Genomic DNA, 16512 nt, shown 5'->3' on the forward strand with positions numbered 1-16512 from the left:
GAGTTCAGTCCGCGAGCACCTGCTCGCGCAGGATGTCGGCGTGCCCGCAGTGGTGCGCCAGTTCCCGCAGGACCTGCAGGAACACCCAGCGCAGTGTGCGCGGTCCGGCGTCATGGCCGGTCACCACGGTGTCCAGGGACATGCCTGCGACCATCGCGCGGGCGGTTTTGCAGGCCTGCCGGTGGGCTGCCGTGACGGCGGCGACGGTGTCGTCGTCGGCGAGCAGGAAGGACTCGTCCACACTCGCCACCAGGCCGAGTTCGCGTCGCGACGTACCGCCGACACACTGTTCGAACCACACCCGCTGCATCCAGGTGACGTGTTTGAGCAGGCCGAGCAGCGTCGTTGCCGAGGTGACGAGCCGCCGTCGGGCCTGTTCCTCGGTGAGGCCGTCGAGGGTGCGCTCGATGGCTGACCGGTAGTCCTCGATGAACGCCTCGAGCTGGGAGCGCTCCGGTTCGAGCAGCACCTCGAACGAGCTCATGGGAGTTCCGTCTCGCGCCTGGTCCGGCTGGGCCAGAGCGTCATTCGGCTCAGCAGTCCGTCCCGCAGCCCGACGGTGTGGAATGTGACGGCGCAGATGTGGGCCGTGAACGCGGCGAACAGCAGATAAGCCAGCACGGTGTGGGTGGTGCGCAGGAAGGCATACAGCGCGATGCCGTGTGGTGCGATACCGGGCAGGTGCAGCGGCCCGAGGATCGTGATCGGCGAATCGGCGGCGGACAACATGGCCCAGCCGACCAGAGGTTGCGCCAGCAGCAAGGCGTAGAGCAGATACTCCGAATACGTCGCGACCTTGCGCTCGGCTCGGCCCATCGTTTTCAGGAAGGGTGGCGGTCGGTGGGTGAGCCGGTTGATCAACCGGACGACGGCGAAGACGAGGATCGCGATGCCCAGCGGCCGGTGGATGGCGAGCAGCAGCGGGTAGTAGGTGAGTGCGGCGACCATGGTGATGCCGACAAAGAACTGCACGATCACCATCGCCGCCATGGCCCAGTGCAGCAGCCGGGATAGCAGGGTGAACTTGGCCGGGGCGTCAGTGCTCATCGTGGATCACCTGTTCGACGTTGATCTCGCTGGGCGACTTGGGTTCTCGGGCGCGGCGGTTGAACGACTGTGCGTACACCGCGGACCGGGCGCGCGGCAGCGGGTCGTCGCTGAGGGCCAGGCCGTCGGGCAGCACCGTCGGATCGAAGTTGATGTCCCGGGCATTTCCGGGTGCCTCGGTGAGCAGGTGATCGATCGTGAGCACGCCCGCTTCGATGGTGCGCCGGTCGGCCGGCCAGGGCAGAGTCGCGTCGTGTGTCGGGTCGCCGGGTGCGCCCACCGTCAGCACCAGCCGCCAGGACAGCGGTCCGCGGCCGGCCTGCTCGACGAGGGCGTCGAACAGCTTGTCGTGGGCGTTGCCGCCCGGGTCGGGTGGATCGGCGGGCTGACCGGGCACCAGCGACCACCGGATCGGGGTGGTTCGTCCGTTGCTGTCGGTGGCCAGGAACGCGTTGAGGCTGCGGAACGTGCTGTCGGCGAAACCCGCGGTCGGCGGTGCGGCCTTGATGATCTTCATCGCCGCGGCCGACTCGGGGTGTGCAGCCAGGAACGCCGACATGGCGGCCGGGTTGGGCTTCTTGGTGGCGGGGTCCGGTTTGGCGGCGAGCAGTTGCTCGAAGAACGCCTCTGGCGTGCTGACCGGGAAGACGGGGATGTTGACCATGGCGGTGCGCCACTGCTGGCCGCCGCGCAGCTGGAACAGCACGCCCAGCCCGCGCACGGTCGCCGGATCGTCCGCAACGTCGGGCAGGCTGCCCGACAGCGAGAATCGGGCGATCACCGGTGAGGTTCCGCTGGCGAAGACCGATGCTTTGGACACCTCACTGCCGGCTCCGGAGCTGGCGAAGGTGCCGGCGGCAGCAACGCCCTTGGCGTGGTTGCGGCGGAAGCCGTCGTGCCGGCCGTAGAGCTGTTCGAACCGGTCGGCGAAATGGGACGCCGTGAGTCGCGGCGGTCCCAGCCAGTCCGAGGCGACAGCCACGCCGCCGACGCCGGCCGCTGCCACTCCTGTGACAGCGGCCAGGCCGAGGAGCGCGTCGCGACGATTGAGGCGTAAACCTGGCTCGTTCTCCTGCGTCATGTGTTTAAGACTGCCCTTTCGTGGCGGTGGCGTCAGCGGAAGGCACTCAGAACGGCAGATCGAGTCGACCCTGCGTGGTGTCGAGCTCGTCGTGATTGGACGAGTGCAGCCCGACCAGATAGGGCACCTGCGGGTTCGTGCCGTAGGGGACCAGTGGGTTGGTGTCGGCGCCGGCGATCGGTGCCAGCGCGATGGCGACACCTGCGGCGCCGAGGAGCAGCCAGCCGAAGCGGCGAGCAAGGGTGTTGTGCGTCATGAGGGATTCCTAATCGCTTGGGGGCCCGCACTTCGCGTTCCCGGTGACTCTCAACGTGCCGGGACTTCACGACGGTTCACTAATCGCTTTCTGAAGATTTGATGTAGGTCGTCCGGGGGCCGGGGTTATCGGCCTACCTGCGCGGACAGGCGGGGCATCATGGAGAAATGTCAGATACTGCCGGCACCGAGACGCTGCGCGCGTTGATCGTCGACGATGAGGTGCCGTTGACCACGGTGGTGGGGAGCTACCTGGTCAAGAACGGTTTCGAGGTGCACACGGCGCATGACGGTCCGGCGGGGTTGTCACAGGCTCGCCACGTCGACCCCGACGTGGTCGTGCTCGATGTCGGTCTGCCGGGGATGGACGGTTTCGAGGTCTGCCGTCAATTGCGGACCTTTTCGGATGCCTACGTCGTCATGTTGACGGCGCGGGACACCGAGGTCGACACGGTGGTGGGTCTGTCGGTCGGTGCCGACGATTACGTGACCAAGCCGTTCAGCCCACGCGAGTTGGTGGCCCGCGTTCAGGCGATGCTGCGCCGGCCGCGCCGAGACAACCGGGGAAGGGGCCTCAGCTCGGAACACCCACCGCGCGAGATCGGTGCACTGCGCGTCGATCCGGCCAGCCGGGAGGTGCATGTCGATGGATCCGAGATTCTCTTGACACGAACGGAATTCGATATTCTGGCCGCACTGTCCGCCCGGCCCGGGCTGGTGATGGGACGCCGGCAGCTCATCGAGGCGGTGTGGGGTGGCAACTGGGTCGGCAACGACAACATCGTCGACGTCCACGTGGGCCATCTACGTCGCAAGTTGGGTGACGATCCAGCGCAGCCGCGGTTCGTCAGCACGGTGCGCGGTGTTGGTTACCGGATGGGGAAGGGCTGATGGCAGCTGCCGGGCAAGGCGCCCGATTCGGTATCCGTACCCGGCTGCTGGCAGCCAATTCCGTTGTGGTCGTGGCCAGTATCGCGACCACCATCGTGGTGGCGATGCTCGTCGGCCCGCCGATGTTCCAGCGGCTGATGGACAGGGCCGTCCAACCCGGCAATGCCACCGATCATCCGTACCAGCGCGCGTTCGCGCGCGCGACGACGATGTCGGTGGGCACCGCACTCGCGGTATCGGCGGTGGCGGCACTGAGCCTGAGCTGGTATCTCAGTCGGCGCGTGTACCGGTCGGCCGCCGAACTGGCCCACGCGGCCACGGCGATCGCCGACGGTCACTATGAGGTCCGGGTGTCGCCGGCCGGTCTGGGAAAGGAATTCGACGAGATCGCGGCAGCCTTCACGACCATGGCCCAACGTCTCGGCGACGTCGACCGCACCCGGCGCCAGATGCTGGCCGACCTGGCTCATGAGATCCGGACTCCGGTCGCGGTGCTGGAGGCCTACTTCGAAGCGCTCGAAGACGGTGTGCAACCCCTCGATGCCGACACCATGGGCGTGCTGCGCGATCAGACCCGCCGGCTCACCCGCTTCAGCGCCGACGTCGGTGCGTTGTTCAACGCGGAGCAGAGCCCGAACGCCATTGTGGTGCGCCCGGTTCAGGTCGGGGAGTTGATCGCCAACGCGGTGGTGTCGTTCGAACCTCAATACCGCGGGAAAGGCGTCGACCTCTCGTCGGAGGTCGCCGCCGACCTGCCCGAGGCCAGCGGCGATCCCGAACGCATCGGACAAGTCCTGACGAATCTTCTCGATAATGCGTTGCGTCACAATCACAGTGGCGATCAGGTGCGGATCGTGGCGCAGCGGCACGGCGAAACCGTGCGGGTGTCGGTGTCGGATACCGGCGACGGGATCCCCGCCGAACACCTGGATCGGATCTTCGAGCGGTTCCACCGCGTCGACGCGGCGCGCGATCGTGAGCACGGGGGAGCGGGGATCGGCTTGGCCATCGCCAAGGCATTCGTCGAGGCGCAGGGCGGCCACCTCACCGCTGCCAGCGCGGGACTCGGCCGCGGCAGCACGTTCACCTTCACGATTCCGGTGTGTTAGACCGGTCGAGTACCAGCCAGCCACCATGGAACTCCGTAACGGTGGCACGCACCCCGGGGAATTGCGCCCCGAGCCGAGCCAGCTCCGCGGTGTCGAATCGGCGGATATGCCCGTAGCAGGCCTGTGGTTCGTCCTCGAACGGCACCGCCACCACGACACGACGGCGGGCCAGGCGCAGAGCTTCGGCCAGTACCTGTTCGCCGGTCACCCGGTCCAGGTGCTCCAGCAGATGCAACGCGGTGACGGTGTCGGCCGCGCCGTCGGGCAAGGGGACATGCGCGGCGTCGCAGGCCAGGGTGCGCACTGTGCGGTGCAGGGGCCGGCTCACCCGGCGCAGCAGATCCATGGTCGGGACACTCAGGTCTGTCGCCAGGACGTCGAAACCCAAGCGCTGCATACGCAGTGGGAAGAACCCGAAACAGGATCCGAGATCGATCAACCGCTCTCCGACGGCCAGTCCGGCGGCCCGGGCGTGGATGGGTGCGAATGCCGTCCGGTCGTGCTCGAGCGCGCCGATCGAATTGCGGTAGAACTGTAGCCACGCCGCCATACCGCCCTCGACGGTGGAGCGCACCACCCCGGTGAAGACCTGTTCGAACTCCGGCCGGCCGCGCAACCAGGCGCCGAGCTCCTCGGTCAGCAGCACCGCGAGTTCGTCGGACAGTTCGTCGGGGGTGAGATCGTGCTCCACCGCCAGCACACCCTCGCGGCGGTACAGACAGAACCGCGGCGTGCACACGGCGTCATGCGGATGGTGCCGGCCGGTGCGGCGGCGGACCAGAACCCCGTCGCCATGCCAGGTGCCGCCCGAGGTCTGCGCCAGCGGATCGACCAGAGCCGGTTCCAGTACTGCAACTGTCATGGTGGACAACGTTATTCGTGACCGTCATGTGCGCACCCGCGCCAACCGGCCGCAATCGTGGTCTGACCGGATGGGTGCTCAACTGCCCGTCCGGCCAGTGTTGCGCGGCGTCCTCGTCACCTAGCGTGAGTGGTGTCCATCACAGCCCTGGAGGTTCCGATGCCCACCCATGACGCCACTGAAAACAGCGCGACGGCAACCGCACTCGTCGAGGAGACCCTTGTGGAAGAGGTCTTCATCGACGGTATGTGCGGAGTGTACTGAACATGGACTTCGATCCGGACAGCCCGTGGCGGCTCCACCCGCAGGTGGCCGTCCGCCCCGAGCCGTTCGGCGCGCTGCTGTACCACTTCGGCACCCGCAAGCTGTCGTTCCTGAAGAACCGAACGGTGGTCGAGGTGGTCCAGGCCCTGCCGCAGTATCCGAGCGCAACGGCTGCGCTGCGCGCCGCCGGCGTGGAGGAGGCCGGTCCCTACACCAAAGCGCTTGCCGCGCTGGCCCGGTCGCAGATGCTGGTGCGGCCATGACCGTGCATGCTGTCACGTTGAGTGACCAGTTCGAACTCGGCTTGGACGCCCCCATCTGCCTGACCTGGGAGCTGACCTACGCCTGCAACCTGGCGTGCGTGCACTGCCTGTCCTCGTCGGGCAAGCGGGACCCGCGTGAGCTGAGCACCCAGCAGTGCAAGGACATCATCGACGAGTTGGAACGTATGCAGGTGTTCTATGTGAACATCGGCGGCGGCGAACCGACGGTCCGGGCGGACTTCTGGGAGCTGGTCGACTATGCCACCGCCCATCACGTCGGGGTGAAGTTCTCGACCAACGGCGTGCGGATCACTCCGGCCGTCGCGGCCCGGCTGGCCGCGAGCGACTATGTCGACGTCCAGATCTCGCTGGACGGCGCGACCGCGGAGGTCAACGACGCGGTCCGCGGGCGCGGATCCTTCGATATGGCGGTGCGTGCGTTACAGAACCTCAAGGACGCGGGTTTCCGGGACGCCAAGATCTCGGTCGTCGTCACCCGGCACAATGTGGAGCAGCTCGATGAATTCAAGGCGCTGGCGGATCGTTTCGGAGCCACGCTGCGCATCACCCGGCTACGGCCCTCCGGCCGCGGCGCAGACGTGTGGGACGAACTGCACCCCACGGCCGCCCAGCAACGCCAACTCTACGATTGGCTGGTCGCCCGCGGTGACGGTGTTCTTACCGGGGATTCGTTTTTCCATCTGTCGGCCTTCGGCGGTGAGCTACCCGGACTGAACCTGTGCGGTGCGGGCCGGGTGGTGTGCCTGATCGATCCCGTCGGGGACGTGTACGCCTGCCCGTTCGCCATCCACGACAAGTTCCTGGCCGGAAACGTGGTCCGGGACGGCGGTTTCGACACCGTCTGGAAGCATTCCGAACTCTTCGCCGAACTGCGCAGTCCCACCACCGGCGGTGCCTGCGCGTCCTGTGCGCACTTCGACAGCTGCCGCGGCGGCTGCATGGCGGCCAAGTTCTTCACCGGACTGCCGATGGACGGCCCGGACCCCGAATGTGTTCAGGGGTATGGGGAATCGGCGCTCAGTGCCGACCGGGCCATACCCCGCCCGGCCGTCGACCACTCCCGGTCCCTGCCGTTGACGGTGCTCAAGAAGCCCAAGCGGGTGTGTGACGTCAACCCCGTCAGTGAACTGCTCTAAGGAGGTAACGATGGCATGGTTCGAAACGGTGGCCGAGGCGCAGCGCCGGGCCGCCAAACGACTGCCCAAGAGTGTGTACAGCGCGCTGCTGGCCGGCTCCGAGAAGGGCACCACGGTGTCCGACAACACCGCCGCGTTCGGCGAGCTCGGATTCGCGCCCCATGTGGCGGGGTTGTCCAGCAAGCGTGACCTCGCGACCACGGTGATGGGACAGGCGATTTCACTGCCGGTGTTCATCTCGCCGACCGGTGTGCAGGCCGTGCACCCCGACGGGGAGGTGGCGGTGGCCCGTGCCGCCGCGGCCCGCGGCACGGCGATGAGCCTGTCGTCCTTCGCGAGCAAGGCGATAGAGCAGGTGACCGCGGCCAACCCGCAGACCTTCTTCCAGATGTACTGGACCGGTACCCGCGATCAGCTCGAAGCTCGGATGGAGCGGGCCCGCGCGGCGGGTGCCGTCGGGCTGATCATGACCACCGACTGGTCGTTCTCGCACGGCCGGGACTGGGGCAGCCCCAAGATCCCGGAGAAGATGGATCTGCGGGCCATGGCCCGGTTCGCGCCGGAAGGTCTGCTGCGGCCGCGCTGGCTGCTCGACTTCGCCCGCACCGGCCGGGTGCCGGACCTGACCGCGCCCAACCTGGCCGAGCCCGGAGCCGCGGCACCGACGTTCTTCGGCGCGTACGGCGAATGGATGCAGACCCCGTTGCCCACCTGGGCGGACATCGCGTGGCTGCGTGAGCGCTGGGGTGGGCCGTTCATGCTCAAGGGCGTCATGCGGGTGGACGACGCCCGCCGGGCCGTCGATGTCGGCGTCACCGCGATCTCGGTCTCCAACCACGGCGGGAACAACCTGGACGGCACCCCTGCATCGATCCGCGCCCTGCCGGCGATCGCCGAGGCCGTCGGTGCCGAAGTCGAGATCGTGCTGGACGGCGGTGTCCGTCGGGGCAGCGATGTGGTGAAGGCACTCGCGCTGGGCGCCCGCGCCGTGATGCTCGGCCGCGCGTACCTGTGGGGCCTGGCCGCCGGCGGGCAGGCCGGAGTGGAGAACGTGCTCGACGTCATCCGCGGCGGTATCGACTCCGCCTTGCTGGGGCTGGGCCTGTCCTCGGTACAGGAACTACAACCCTCCGACCTGGTCATTCCGGATGGGTTCGCGCGGGCGCTGGGGGTCTGAACAAGCGCGGATTTTACAAACCGTGGTGGTTTGTCTAGACGTAGGACAAAATGCGGCCTATAGTCAACTCCCATAGTGATGGCACTCACAGGAGGAGTTGACGATGACGTCGCAGATAGATGCCAGCCCTCAGCCGGTGCAGGCCGCCGACTGGCGGGACCGCAAGCGGTATCTCTGGTTGTTGGGCCTGATCGCCCCGACCGCGCTGTTCGTGATGCTGCCGGTGGTGTGGGCGTTCAATCACGCCGGCTGGCACGCCGCGGCGCAGATCCCGTTCTGGGTCGGCCCGATCCTGGTCTACGTGCTGCTGCCGGTGCTGGATCGGTTCTTCGGCCCGGACGGGCAGAACCCGCCGGATGAGGTGATGGAGCGGCTGGAGAACGACAAGTACTACCGCTATTGCACCTACCTCTACATCCCGTTCCAGTACGCCAGCGTCATCTTCGGCGCGTATCTGTTCACCGCCTCCGACCTGGGCTGGCTGGGCTTCGACGGTGGGTTGGGTTGGCCGGCCAAGATCGGATTGGCGCTGTCAGTGGGTGTGCTCGGCGGGGTCGGGATCAACACCGCGCACGAGATGGGGCACAAGAAGGACGCGCTGGAACGCTGGCTGTCCAAGATCACGCTGGCCCAGACCTGCTACGGCCACTTCTACATCGAGCACAACCGCGGTCACCACGTGCGTGTCGCGACCCCGGAGGATCCGGCGTCGGCCCGATTCGGTGAGACGTTCTGGGAGTTCCTGCCGCGCAGCGTCTGGGGCAGTCTGAAGTCGTCCTGGGAGCTGGAGGCCAAACGGCTGGAGCGTGCCGGTAAGAGCAAGTGGCACCCCTCCAATGACGTGCTCAATGCCTGGGCGATGTCGGTGGTGTTCTACGGCGCTCTGATCGCGATCTTCGGGCTGGCGCTGATCCCGTACATCCTGATCTCGGCGGTGTACGGCTTCGCCCTGCTGGAGACGGTGAACTACCTCGAGCACTACGGTCTGCTGCGGCAGAAGCTGGACAACGGGCGGTACGAGCGCTGCGCGCCGGTGCACAGCTGGAACTCCGATCACATCGTGACCAACCTGTTCCTGTACCACCTGCAGCGGCACAGCGATCACCATGCCAACCCGACCCGGCGTTACCAGATTCTGCGCAGCATGGACGGCGCGCCGAACCTGCCCAGCGGCTACGCCTCGATGATCGGACTGACCTACTTCCCGCCGCTGTGGCGCAAGGTCATGGACCACCGGGTGTTGGCGCACTACGAGGGCGATATCACCCGCGCCAACATCCATCCGCGGATGCGGGACAAGGTGCTCGCCAAATACGGGGCCGGTGACGAGCGCTCGCGCGACGAGCAGAAGGCCTGAACGTGGGCGTGTTCCGATGCCCCGGCTGCGGATACGTGTACGACGAAGCCAAAGGCGCCCCGCGCGAGGGTTTTCCGGCGGGAACAATGTGGGCGCAGGTGCCCGACGACTGGACCTGCCCGGATTGCGCCGTACGTGAGAAGCCCGATTTCGAAGAAGTGACGTGAGGAGTTCGCGATGAGTGAGGCCTACAAGTTGTACGTCTGCATCCAGTGCGGATTCGAGTACGACGAGGCGAAGGGCTGGCCGGAGGACGGTATCGCCCCGGGTACCCGGTGGGACGACATCCCCGAAGACTGGAGCTGCCCGGACTGCGGCGCGGCGAAGTCCGACTTCGACATGGTGGAGGTCGCCCGTTAACGGGGGCGAGCGAAGCGACGGGGAGGGTGATCTCGTGCGAGCGAAGCGACGGGAGAGAATGTCGTGACCGCCGTATGGGCGGCAAGTCGCGATAACCTCGCGCATATGAACACCCCGGTGCCTCGGCGTACGGCACAGCGCGTGCCCTATGCCGAGGCGTCGCGTGTGCTGCTGCGGGACTCGATCCTGGATGGCATGCGCGAACAACTGCTGGTGCGGGACTGGTCCTCGATCACGCTCACCGATGTGGCGCGAGCCGCCGGCATCAGCAGGCAGACCATCTACAACGAGTTCGGATCGCGCCAGGGTCTGGCCGAAGGCTATGCGCTGCGACTGGCCGACCGCCTGGTCGACGCCGTCGCCCATGCCATCAACCGCAACGTCGGCCAGGTCTACGACGCGTTCCTGGAGGGCTTCCGGGCCTTCTTCGCCGAGTCGGCATCCGACCCCCTGGTCATCTCCCTGCTCACCGGTGCGGCCAAACCCGACCTGCTGCAGATCATCACCATCGGCAGCGGCCCGATCATCAGCCGCTGCTCGACGCGGCTGCAGGAGACCTTCCAGAGCAGCTGGATCCGCTCCAGCGACGAGGACGCCGGGGTGCTGGCGCGTGCCATCGTCCGGCTGGCCATGAGTTACGTGTCCATGCCGCCGGAAGCCGACCATGATGTGGCCCGTGACCTGGCCCGCCTCATGTCACCGTTCGCCGAACGATACGGTGTTATAGGCACCCCTTAGCTGTCAGAGCGCCGCCGCCGTTCAACATTGCCGCAGCGCCTGTCCCGCGAGCCCGCAGGCTTTGGGTTGTCGGCAGGAGTGTGCACGCGGTCCGCCGCCGCACGCGTCCATGCACTCACAGCAATGACGAACGAAAAAAGGGGCTCTTACATGACCGAGCTGAAGGTCGATGTCCGCAACGGCATCGACTACAAGGTCGCCGATCTGTCGCTGGCCGAATTCGGCCGCAAGGAAATCCGCCTGGCTGAGCACGAGATGCCGGGCCTGATGGCGCTACGCCGCGAGTACGCCGATGTGCTGCCGCTCAAGGGCGCGCGCATCTCGGGATCGCTGCACATGACGATCCAGACCGCCGTGCTCATCGAGACGCTGGTGGCGCTGGGTGCCGAGGTGCGCTGGGCGTCCTGCAACATCTTCTCCACCCAGGATCACGCCGCTGCCGCGGTCGTCGTCGGCCCGCACGGCACCCCCGAGGAGCCCAAGGGCACCCCGGTGTTCGCCTGGAAGGGCGAGACCCTGGAGGAGTACTGGTGGGCCGCCGAGCAGATGCTCACCTGGCCGGGCGAGCCCGCCAACATGATTCTCGATGACGGCGGCGACGCCACCATGCTGGTGCTGCGCGGTGCGCAGTACGAGAAGGCGGGCGTCGTGCCGCCCACCGAGGACGACGACTCCGATGAGTGGAAGGTCTTCCTGGGGTTGGTGCGCAAGCGCTACGAGTCCGAGAAGGACAAGTGGACCAAGATCGCCGAGTCGGTCAAGGGCGTCACCGAGGAGACCACCACCGGTGTGCTGCGGCTCTATCAGTTCGCCGCCGCCGGCGAGCTGGCCTTCCCGGCCATCAACGTCAATGATTCGGTGACCAAGAGCAAGTTCGACAACAAGTACGGCACCCGGCACTCGCTGATCGACGGCATCAACCGTGGCACCGATGTGCTGATCGGCGGCAAGGCCGCGCTGGTCTGCGGTTACGGCGACGTCGGCAAGGGCTGCGCCGAGGCGCTCAAGGCCCAGGGTGCCCGCGTGGCGGTCACCGAGATCGACCCGATCAACGCGCTGCAGGCACTGATGGACGGTTTCGAGGTCAAGAGCGTCGAAGAGGCCATCGGCTGGGCCGACATCGTCATCACCGCCACCGGTAACCAGGGCATCATCACCCTGGAGCACATGCGCTCGATGAAGCACCAGGCGATCCTGGGCAATATCGGCCACTTCGACGACGAGATCGAGATGGCGCGCCTGGAGCGTGACCCGGACATCCGCCGGATCAACATCAAGCCGCAGGTGGACGAATTCGTCTTCCCCGACGGCCACTCGATCATCGTGCTGTCCGAGGGGCGTCTGCTCAACCTCGGCAACGCGACCGGTCACCCGTCGTTCGTGATGAGCAACAGCTTCTCCAACCAGGTGATCGCGCAGATCGAACTGTGGACCAAGAACGACGAGTACGACAACGAGGTCTACCGGCTGGCCAAGCACCTCGATGAGAAGGTCGCCAAGATCCACGTCGAGGCCCTCGGTGGCACGCTGACCAAGCTCACCAAGGAGCAGGCCGAGTACATCGGCGTCGACGTCGACGGCCCGTACAAGCCGGAGCACTACCGCTACTGACGTCTGTGCTCGTCAGAATCACACGCGCGATCGCCGCGACGGCCCTCTGTGCCGTCGCGGCGATCGGCTGTTCGAAGGGGCAGGAGCAGCCCGCACCGGCGGCCCCGCCTCTGGAGGTCCGGCACGACGTTGCCGGTCTCACCGCCGTGTTCCCGGCAATCGGCGTCCCGGAATCGGTTGCCTGGGTGCAATGGTCGGGTTCGGCCGGCGGCGACACCACCGCACAGTGGACCGATGCCGTCGTGCATTTGGCGCCCGCCGTGGCCGACGCCATGGCCGGCCAGTTCGAGCCCACCGATACCGGCCGCAAACCCCAAGTGCAGGAAGAACTGTCGGCTGACGTGCCGCAGGGGCCGTTTCTGACGGGGGAGCGTCTGGATGACGGGTTCTCTTCTGCGGCGACCAGTGCGTATGCGTTCCTGGACCGTCAGCACGCCACCTTGGTGCTGCAGGCGACCAGCCTGGTGTAGCTGCGGCCCACCTTTACATTTTCGATGTAGACCGACACGTACGGAATCCGTGTCCATTCGGTGACCGGACTGTTACTGTCCGGTAGTGATTCGGGTCGGGGTTGGTCTACTAGTCGTGTTCTTGGCCGGATTTTCCGGTTGTCTGGCAACGGGTTTCGTCCCGCGGGCGGCGGCCGACGACTGGTATCCGTACTACAACGAGGACGAATACACCGACTTCTACACGCCACCGAATCCGTTGCCCGCCGGTAAGCCGGGCGACCTGGTGCGCGCCGAACCGTCGCGGTTGGTGCTGGAACCGTCGGGCCAACTCGGGGCCATCATGGCTACCGGGACCCGGGTGATGTACCTGTCGACCGATGCCCGCGGCAACCCAGATGTGGTCACCGGGACCTACTTCGAGCCCTATAACGCCTGGCCGGGCCAGGGGCCGCGGCCACTCATCGTCTACGGTCCCGGCACCCAGGGCCAAGGCGACCAGTGCGCACCATCGCGACAGTTCAACCAGGGCATCCATTGGTCGCCGTATCTGGACTTCGGATTCAACTACGAAGAGCTGTTCGTGGCCACCATGGTCGCGCGCGGGTTCGCCATCCTGATGACCGACTACGAGGGACTGGGCACCATCGGTGTCACGCACACCTACGTCAACCGGCTCTCCGAGGGGCACGCCATGCTGGATGCCGCCCGCGCGGCGCGGCTACTGCCCGGCACCTCGCTGAGTCCCGGTGGGCCGACGGCCTTCTGGGGCTATTCCCAGGGTGGCGGGGCGGCGGCCTCGGCCGCCGAATTGGCCGCCAGCTATGCCCCCGACCTCAACATCGTCGGATCGTACGCGGGTGCGCCGCCGGCGGATCTCGCCGAGTTGATGCCCTTCGCCGACGGGAGTGCCCTGGTCGGGGTGGTCGGATACGCGCTCAACGGCATCATGCAGTCGTACCCGGAGGCAGAGCCCCTGATCAGGTCCAAGCTGACCCCGCGTGGCGAGGATCTGCTGGCCAAGGTCAAAGACCAGTGCATCGCCGAGACGCTGATGAAGTTCATGTTCCGGCACCTGCAGCCCTATTTCAACGAGCCCATCGAAGAACTGATGGCCGAACCGGCCTTCAAGGGGCTGTTCGACCTGCAGCGCATTGGCACGCTGCGGCCCAATGCGCCGGTCTTGGTCAACAGCAACAGGTTTGACCCCCTGGTGCCGTGGACGGCGGCCAATCAGATGGCCAGGGACTGGTGTGAGAAGGGTGCCGATGTGGAGTTCCGTACCAATGAGCAGCCGCCGTTTCTGAACAAGGCAATCATCAACCACGCGCTACCCATGCTGGTCGACGGGGAACCGGCGATGCAGTGGATCGCCGACCGGTTCAACGGAGTGCCGACCGCGCCCAACTGCGGGACGTACTGACACAGGGCTAGGCTGCCGAATGTGCGAGCCGCCGCCCTCCTTATGACGGTGATGCTCCTGGCAAGCGGCTGCGGCCCGACCAGGGGCGGCATTTTGTCGCCCTTCCCGGCCGCGGCCGGCCGGGGACCCTGCGCCGTGGACACCGAGCACGATGTGCCCGCGACCATGCGCGACGGCACCGTGCTGCGCGCCGATGTCTACCGGCCCAGGAGCGCGGACCCCGTGCCGGTGATCCTGATGCGCACGCAGTACGGGAAGTCCGGCGCCCAGGTCGCGCCGGCGCGGTTCCAGCCGCCGGACTGGTTCGCCTCCCATTGCTATCTCGTTGTGGTGCAAGATGTTCGAGGTCAGGGCGCGTCCGGCGGGACGTTCAGCGAGTTCACCCATGACATGGCTGACGGCTACGACTCGGTGGAGTGGGCCGCGGCGCTGCCCGGATCGAACGGCAAGGTCGGTATGTACGGGTCGTCCTACGTGGGCGCCACCCAGTGGCTCGCCGCGGTGACGGCACCGCCCCATCTGGTGACCATCGTTCCGGCCAACACCGCATCGGACTACTACGACGGCTGGACCTATGAGGGTGGTGAGTTCCGGCTGGCGTTCGTGCAGCCCTGGGCCATCGACTCGATCGCGACGACTGCCGCACGCAACCGCAACGATCTGTCCGCGCTGGCCCGTCTGGAGGCGGCGGCCGGCGAGCCGACCCGGTGGCTGAATTTCCGCCCGTTCAAAGATCTTCCGCCGCTGCAACCGCAGAACCCCGCGGTGGCGCCGTGGTACTTCGACTGGATCAGACACAGCACGCGTGACGGTTTCTGGACATCGGTCAGCGTTCGGGACCGGTATCCTTCGGTGCGCATCCCGGTACTGGATGTCGAGGGCTGGTATGACGCGTTTCTCGCGGGCGGGGTGGAGAACTTCACCGGAATGACCACCCGCGGCGGGACCGAGACCGCCCGCGCCAATCAGCGGCTGGTGATCGGGCCATGGGATCACGTGGCATGGGGTCGGCCGGACTCCCGCCCCGCGCCGATGCTCGCCGATATCGGTCCCGTCGGCAACAGCCCCATCAACGAGTTGATGCTGCAGTGGTTCGACCACTTCCTCAAAGGTGCCGACAACGGCATCGGCGGCAAGCCGCGGGTCGACTACTTCGTCATGGGTGCCAACAGCTGGCGGCAGGCATCGGGTTGGCCACTGCCGCAGACGGAATGGGCCAACTGGTATCTGTCGGGCAATGGGGGATCGGCCGAGCGTAAGGGATCGCTGTTGCCGGTCTTACCGGCGGCGCAGGGGCCGGATACCTACACCTATGACCCGGCCTACCCGGCGCCGAGCCTCGGCGGGCACTCGTGCTGCGGCGCGATGTCGGGACCACAGGGCCCCTACGATCAGACGCCGGTCGAGCAGCGTTCTGATGTGTTGGTCTACGACTCGGCGCCGATGACGCACGACACCGAGATCACCGGGCCGGTGTCGGTGACACTGTGGGCGCAGTCCTCGGCAGTCGATACCGACTTCACTGCCAAGCTCGTCGTGGTGAAACCCGACGGGCAGGCCGTCAACCTGAACAACGGCATTCTGCGGACCGCCTTCCGGGACTCGTTGTCGCAGCCCACACCGATGATGGCCGGTCAACCGTATGAGCTGCACATCCAAATCTGGCCCACGAGTTATGAGTTCAGGTCCGGGGACCGGGTGCGGCTGGAGATCTCCAGCAGCGACTACCCGCAGTTCGCACCCAACCCGAACACCGGGGAGCCGTTCGGGCAGGACACCGTGACGGTGCCGGCCGTGCAGACCATCCTGCATGATCCCGCGCACCCGTCGTCGGTCACGCTACCGATCATTCCCTGACCAGCGTTCGACTGCTGCGGCGCTTTCCTCGTCCCCGGATTCCTTGAGCCCGTTGATGACTCCGTCGATATCGGCGGCGGGCCGATTCTGGCTCAGTTTGAACTTGGCCTCTATCCGGCTGATGTTGATCTCGACGCCGACGATGGCCCGCAGCTGCCCGGTGAGGAACTTCTCGGGAGCGTCATCGACGCTCCAGGGTCGCGGACGGTTCGCTTCGTGCTTGTCGGTGAGTCGGCGCACCAGAGCGTCGAGCCAGACCGGATCGTCGTGGATGGTGACTGTGCCGTAGACGTGGGCGGTCAAGTAGTTCCAGGTGGGGACCACGCGGCCGTGCTCGGCCTTGGACGGGTACCAGCTGGGGCTGATGTAGGAGTCGGCGCCGCGGACGATGACCATCGCCTCGCCCAGGACGGGCAACTGCCACTGCGGGTTGTTGCGCGCCAGATGTCCCAGCAGCGTCCGGTGCTCGGCGTCGTAGACGAACGGCAGCATCGTCGCGACGAGGCCCTCTGCTGTCGCCGTGATCAGATCGGCGGCGCCGTGGTGGGTGAGCAGCTCACGGACCGCGTCATCGTCGGGGGCGAAGTGTGCGGGGACGTACATGGGTCCAG

20 protein-coding genes are annotated in these 16512 nt (G+C 66.7%); 14 read left to right on the forward strand and 6 right to left on the reverse strand.

All coding sequences use genetic code 11. The features are described 5' to 3' along the window. Positions 1-4 precede the first annotated feature (4 nt). Genes FHU31_RS08625 through FHU31_RS08640 form a run of 4 tightly spaced genes read right to left on the reverse strand, consistent with a single transcriptional unit; the run spans position 5 to position 2384 of the window. Complete coding sequence (locus FHU31_RS08625) at positions 5-484, reverse strand: DinB family protein (RefSeq protein WP_167157470.1); 480 nt, start codon at positions 482-484, stop codon at positions 5-7. After that, the gene (locus FHU31_RS08630) at positions 481-1047 is read right to left on the reverse strand and encodes a cytochrome b (protein ID WP_167157471.1); all 567 of its coding nucleotides are present in this window, start codon (positions 1045-1047) and stop codon (positions 481-483) included. The genes FHU31_RS08625 and FHU31_RS08630 overlap by 4 nt, the downstream gene beginning before the upstream one ends. Next, positions 1037-2128, reverse strand: coding sequence for a catalase family peroxidase (locus tag FHU31_RS08635; RefSeq protein ID WP_234901161.1), 1092 nt, complete (start codon positions 2126-2128; stop codon positions 1037-1039). The genes FHU31_RS08630 and FHU31_RS08635 overlap by 11 nt, the downstream gene beginning before the upstream one ends. A gap of 46 nt (positions 2129-2174) precedes the next feature. Then, positions 2175-2384 carry a hypothetical protein gene (locus FHU31_RS08640; RefSeq protein ID WP_167157473.1) on the reverse strand — a complete coding sequence of 70 codons (210 nt, stop codon included), beginning with the start codon at positions 2382-2384 and terminating at the stop codon, positions 2175-2177. Positions 2385-2551: 167 nt separating this feature from the next. Here FHU31_RS08640 and FHU31_RS08645 point away from each other — a divergent pair, with 167 nt between their 5' ends. After that, a complete protein-coding gene (locus FHU31_RS08645; protein ID WP_167157475.1) occupies positions 2552-3274 on the forward strand; it encodes a response regulator transcription factor in 723 nt (240 codons plus the stop codon). Next, complete coding sequence (locus FHU31_RS08650; RefSeq protein WP_167157477.1) at positions 3274-4383, forward strand: sensor histidine kinase; 1110 nt, start codon at positions 3274-3276, stop codon at positions 4381-4383. Before FHU31_RS08645 ends, FHU31_RS08650 begins: the two co-directional genes overlap by 1 nt. On the opposite strand, the gene mftM is transcribed toward FHU31_RS08650, so the two are convergent. Continuing rightward, the gene (gene mftM / locus FHU31_RS08655; protein WP_167157479.1) at positions 4364-5245 is read right to left on the reverse strand and encodes a mycofactocin oligosaccharide methyltransferase MftM; all 882 of its coding nucleotides are present in this window, start codon (positions 5243-5245) and stop codon (positions 4364-4366) included. The genes FHU31_RS08650 and mftM overlap by 20 nt on opposite strands. Positions 5246-5404: 159 nt before the next feature. Between mftM and mftA the strand changes: the two genes are divergently transcribed. The 12 genes from mftA (at position 5405) to FHU31_RS08715 (ending at position 15901) form a co-directional block, all read left to right on the forward strand. Then, complete coding sequence (gene mftA / locus FHU31_RS08660; RefSeq protein WP_090356266.1) at positions 5405-5509, forward strand: mycofactocin precursor MftA; 105 nt, start codon at positions 5405-5407, stop codon at positions 5507-5509. Positions 5510-5511: 2 nt separating this feature from the next. After that, positions 5512-5772 carry a mycofactocin biosynthesis chaperone MftB gene (gene mftB, locus FHU31_RS08665; RefSeq protein WP_167157482.1) on the forward strand — a complete coding sequence of 87 codons (261 nt, stop codon included), beginning with the start codon at positions 5512-5514 and terminating at the stop codon, positions 5770-5772. Beyond that, a complete protein-coding gene (gene mftC, locus FHU31_RS08670) occupies positions 5769-6929 on the forward strand; it encodes a mycofactocin radical SAM maturase (RefSeq protein WP_167157484.1) in 1161 nt (386 codons plus the stop codon). The genes mftB and mftC overlap by 4 nt, the downstream gene beginning before the upstream one ends. 10 nt (positions 6930-6939) lie before the next feature. Next, positions 6940-8106 carry a pre-mycofactocin synthase MftD gene (gene mftD / locus FHU31_RS08675; RefSeq protein WP_167157486.1) on the forward strand — a complete coding sequence of 389 codons (1167 nt, stop codon included), beginning with the start codon at positions 6940-6942 and terminating at the stop codon, positions 8104-8106. 103 nt (positions 8107-8209) lie between these two features. After that, on the forward strand, positions 8210-9463 hold the full coding sequence (locus FHU31_RS08680) for an alkane 1-monooxygenase (protein ID WP_167157488.1): 1254 nt from the start codon (positions 8210-8212) through the stop codon (positions 9461-9463). A gap of 2 nt (positions 9464-9465) precedes the next feature. Next, positions 9466-9630, forward strand: coding sequence for a rubredoxin (locus tag FHU31_RS08685; RefSeq protein WP_167157490.1), 165 nt, complete (start codon positions 9466-9468; stop codon positions 9628-9630). 10 nt (positions 9631-9640) lie between these two features. Next, positions 9641-9823: a rubredoxin gene (locus FHU31_RS08690; RefSeq protein ID WP_090355797.1), complete on the forward strand. Its 183-nt coding sequence runs from the start codon at positions 9641-9643 to the stop codon at positions 9821-9823. A gap of 105 nt (positions 9824-9928) precedes the next feature. Continuing rightward, positions 9929-10561 (forward strand): TetR family transcriptional regulator AlkX, encoded by a 633-nt coding sequence (gene alkX, locus FHU31_RS08695; RefSeq protein ID WP_167157492.1) that lies wholly within the window; start codon positions 9929-9931, stop codon positions 10559-10561. Positions 10562-10711: 150 nt separating this feature from the next. Then, on the forward strand, positions 10712-12172 hold the full coding sequence (gene ahcY / locus FHU31_RS08700) for an adenosylhomocysteinase (RefSeq protein WP_090355792.1): 1461 nt from the start codon (positions 10712-10714) through the stop codon (positions 12170-12172). A gap of 5 nt (positions 12173-12177) precedes the next feature. Then, positions 12178-12642: a hypothetical protein gene (locus FHU31_RS08705; RefSeq protein WP_167157495.1), complete on the forward strand. Its 465-nt coding sequence runs from the start codon at positions 12178-12180 to the stop codon at positions 12640-12642. A gap of 142 nt (positions 12643-12784) precedes the next feature. Beyond that, positions 12785-14044, forward strand: coding sequence for a lipase family protein (locus tag FHU31_RS08710; protein WP_420372085.1), 1260 nt, complete (start codon positions 12785-12787; stop codon positions 14042-14044). A gap of 42 nt (positions 14045-14086) precedes the next feature. Next, positions 14087-15901, forward strand: a complete 1815-nt coding sequence (locus tag FHU31_RS08715) for a CocE/NonD family hydrolase (RefSeq protein WP_234901352.1) — start codon at positions 14087-14089, stop codon at positions 15899-15901. Here FHU31_RS08715 and FHU31_RS08720 read toward each other — a convergent pair. Next, complete coding sequence (locus FHU31_RS08720; RefSeq protein WP_167157499.1) at positions 15884-16504, reverse strand: FMN-binding negative transcriptional regulator; 621 nt, start codon at positions 16502-16504, stop codon at positions 15884-15886. The genes FHU31_RS08715 and FHU31_RS08720 overlap by 18 nt on opposite strands. Positions 16505-16512 lie beyond the last annotated feature (8 nt).

This window comes from Mycolicibacterium fluoranthenivorans (genome assembly GCF_011758805.1).
Taxonomy (GTDB): domain Bacteria; phylum Actinomycetota; class Actinomycetes; order Mycobacteriales; family Mycobacteriaceae; genus Mycobacterium; species Mycobacterium fluoranthenivorans.

Bases quoted from the DNA above. Each gene is read 5' to 3' on its own strand.
- FHU31_RS08690 (WP_090355797.1), top strand. From the start codon at position 9,641: ATGAGTGAGGCCTACAAGTTGTACGTCTGCATCCAGTGCGGATTCGAG.
- FHU31_RS08625 (WP_167157470.1), bottom strand. From the start codon at position 484: ATGAGCTCGTTCGAGGTGCTGCTCGAACCGGAGCGCTCCCAGCTCGAG.
- mftB (WP_167157482.1), top strand. From the start codon at position 5,512: ATGGACTTCGATCCGGACAGCCCGTGGCGGCTCCACCCGCAGGTGGCC.
- FHU31_RS08635 (WP_234901161.1), bottom strand. From the start codon at position 2,128: ATGACGCAGGAGAACGAGCCAGGTTTACGCCTCAATCGTCGCGACGCG.
- FHU31_RS08640 (WP_167157473.1), bottom strand. From the start codon at position 2,384: ATGACGCACAACACCCTTGCTCGCCGCTTCGGCTGGCTGCTCCTCGGC.
- mftM (WP_167157479.1), bottom strand. From the start codon at position 5,245: ATGACAGTTGCAGTACTGGAACCGGCTCTGGTCGATCCGCTGGCGCAG.
- mftA (WP_090356266.1), top strand. From the start codon at position 5,405: ATGCCCACCCATGACGCCACTGAAAACAGCGCGACGGCAACCGCACTC.
- FHU31_RS08650 (WP_167157477.1), top strand. From the start codon at position 3,274: ATGGCAGCTGCCGGGCAAGGCGCCCGATTCGGTATCCGTACCCGGCTG.
- alkX (WP_167157492.1), top strand. From the start codon at position 9,929: ATGAACACCCCGGTGCCTCGGCGTACGGCACAGCGCGTGCCCTATGCC.
- mftC (WP_167157484.1), top strand. From the start codon at position 5,769: ATGACCGTGCATGCTGTCACGTTGAGTGACCAGTTCGAACTCGGCTTG.
- ahcY (WP_090355792.1), top strand. From the start codon at position 10,712: ATGACCGAGCTGAAGGTCGATGTCCGCAACGGCATCGACTACAAGGTC.
- FHU31_RS08630 (WP_167157471.1), bottom strand. From the start codon at position 1,047: ATGAGCACTGACGCCCCGGCCAAGTTCACCCTGCTATCCCGGCTGCTG.
- FHU31_RS08720 (WP_167157499.1), bottom strand. From the start codon at position 16,504: ATGTACGTCCCCGCACACTTCGCCCCCGACGATGACGCGGTCCGTGAG.
- FHU31_RS08680 (WP_167157488.1), top strand. From the start codon at position 8,210: ATGACGTCGCAGATAGATGCCAGCCCTCAGCCGGTGCAGGCCGCCGAC.
- FHU31_RS08715 (WP_234901352.1), top strand. From the start codon at position 14,087: ATGACGGTGATGCTCCTGGCAAGCGGCTGCGGCCCGACCAGGGGCGGC.
- mftD (WP_167157486.1), top strand. From the start codon at position 6,940: ATGGCATGGTTCGAAACGGTGGCCGAGGCGCAGCGCCGGGCCGCCAAA.
- FHU31_RS08645 (WP_167157475.1), top strand. From the start codon at position 2,552: ATGTCAGATACTGCCGGCACCGAGACGCTGCGCGCGTTGATCGTCGAC.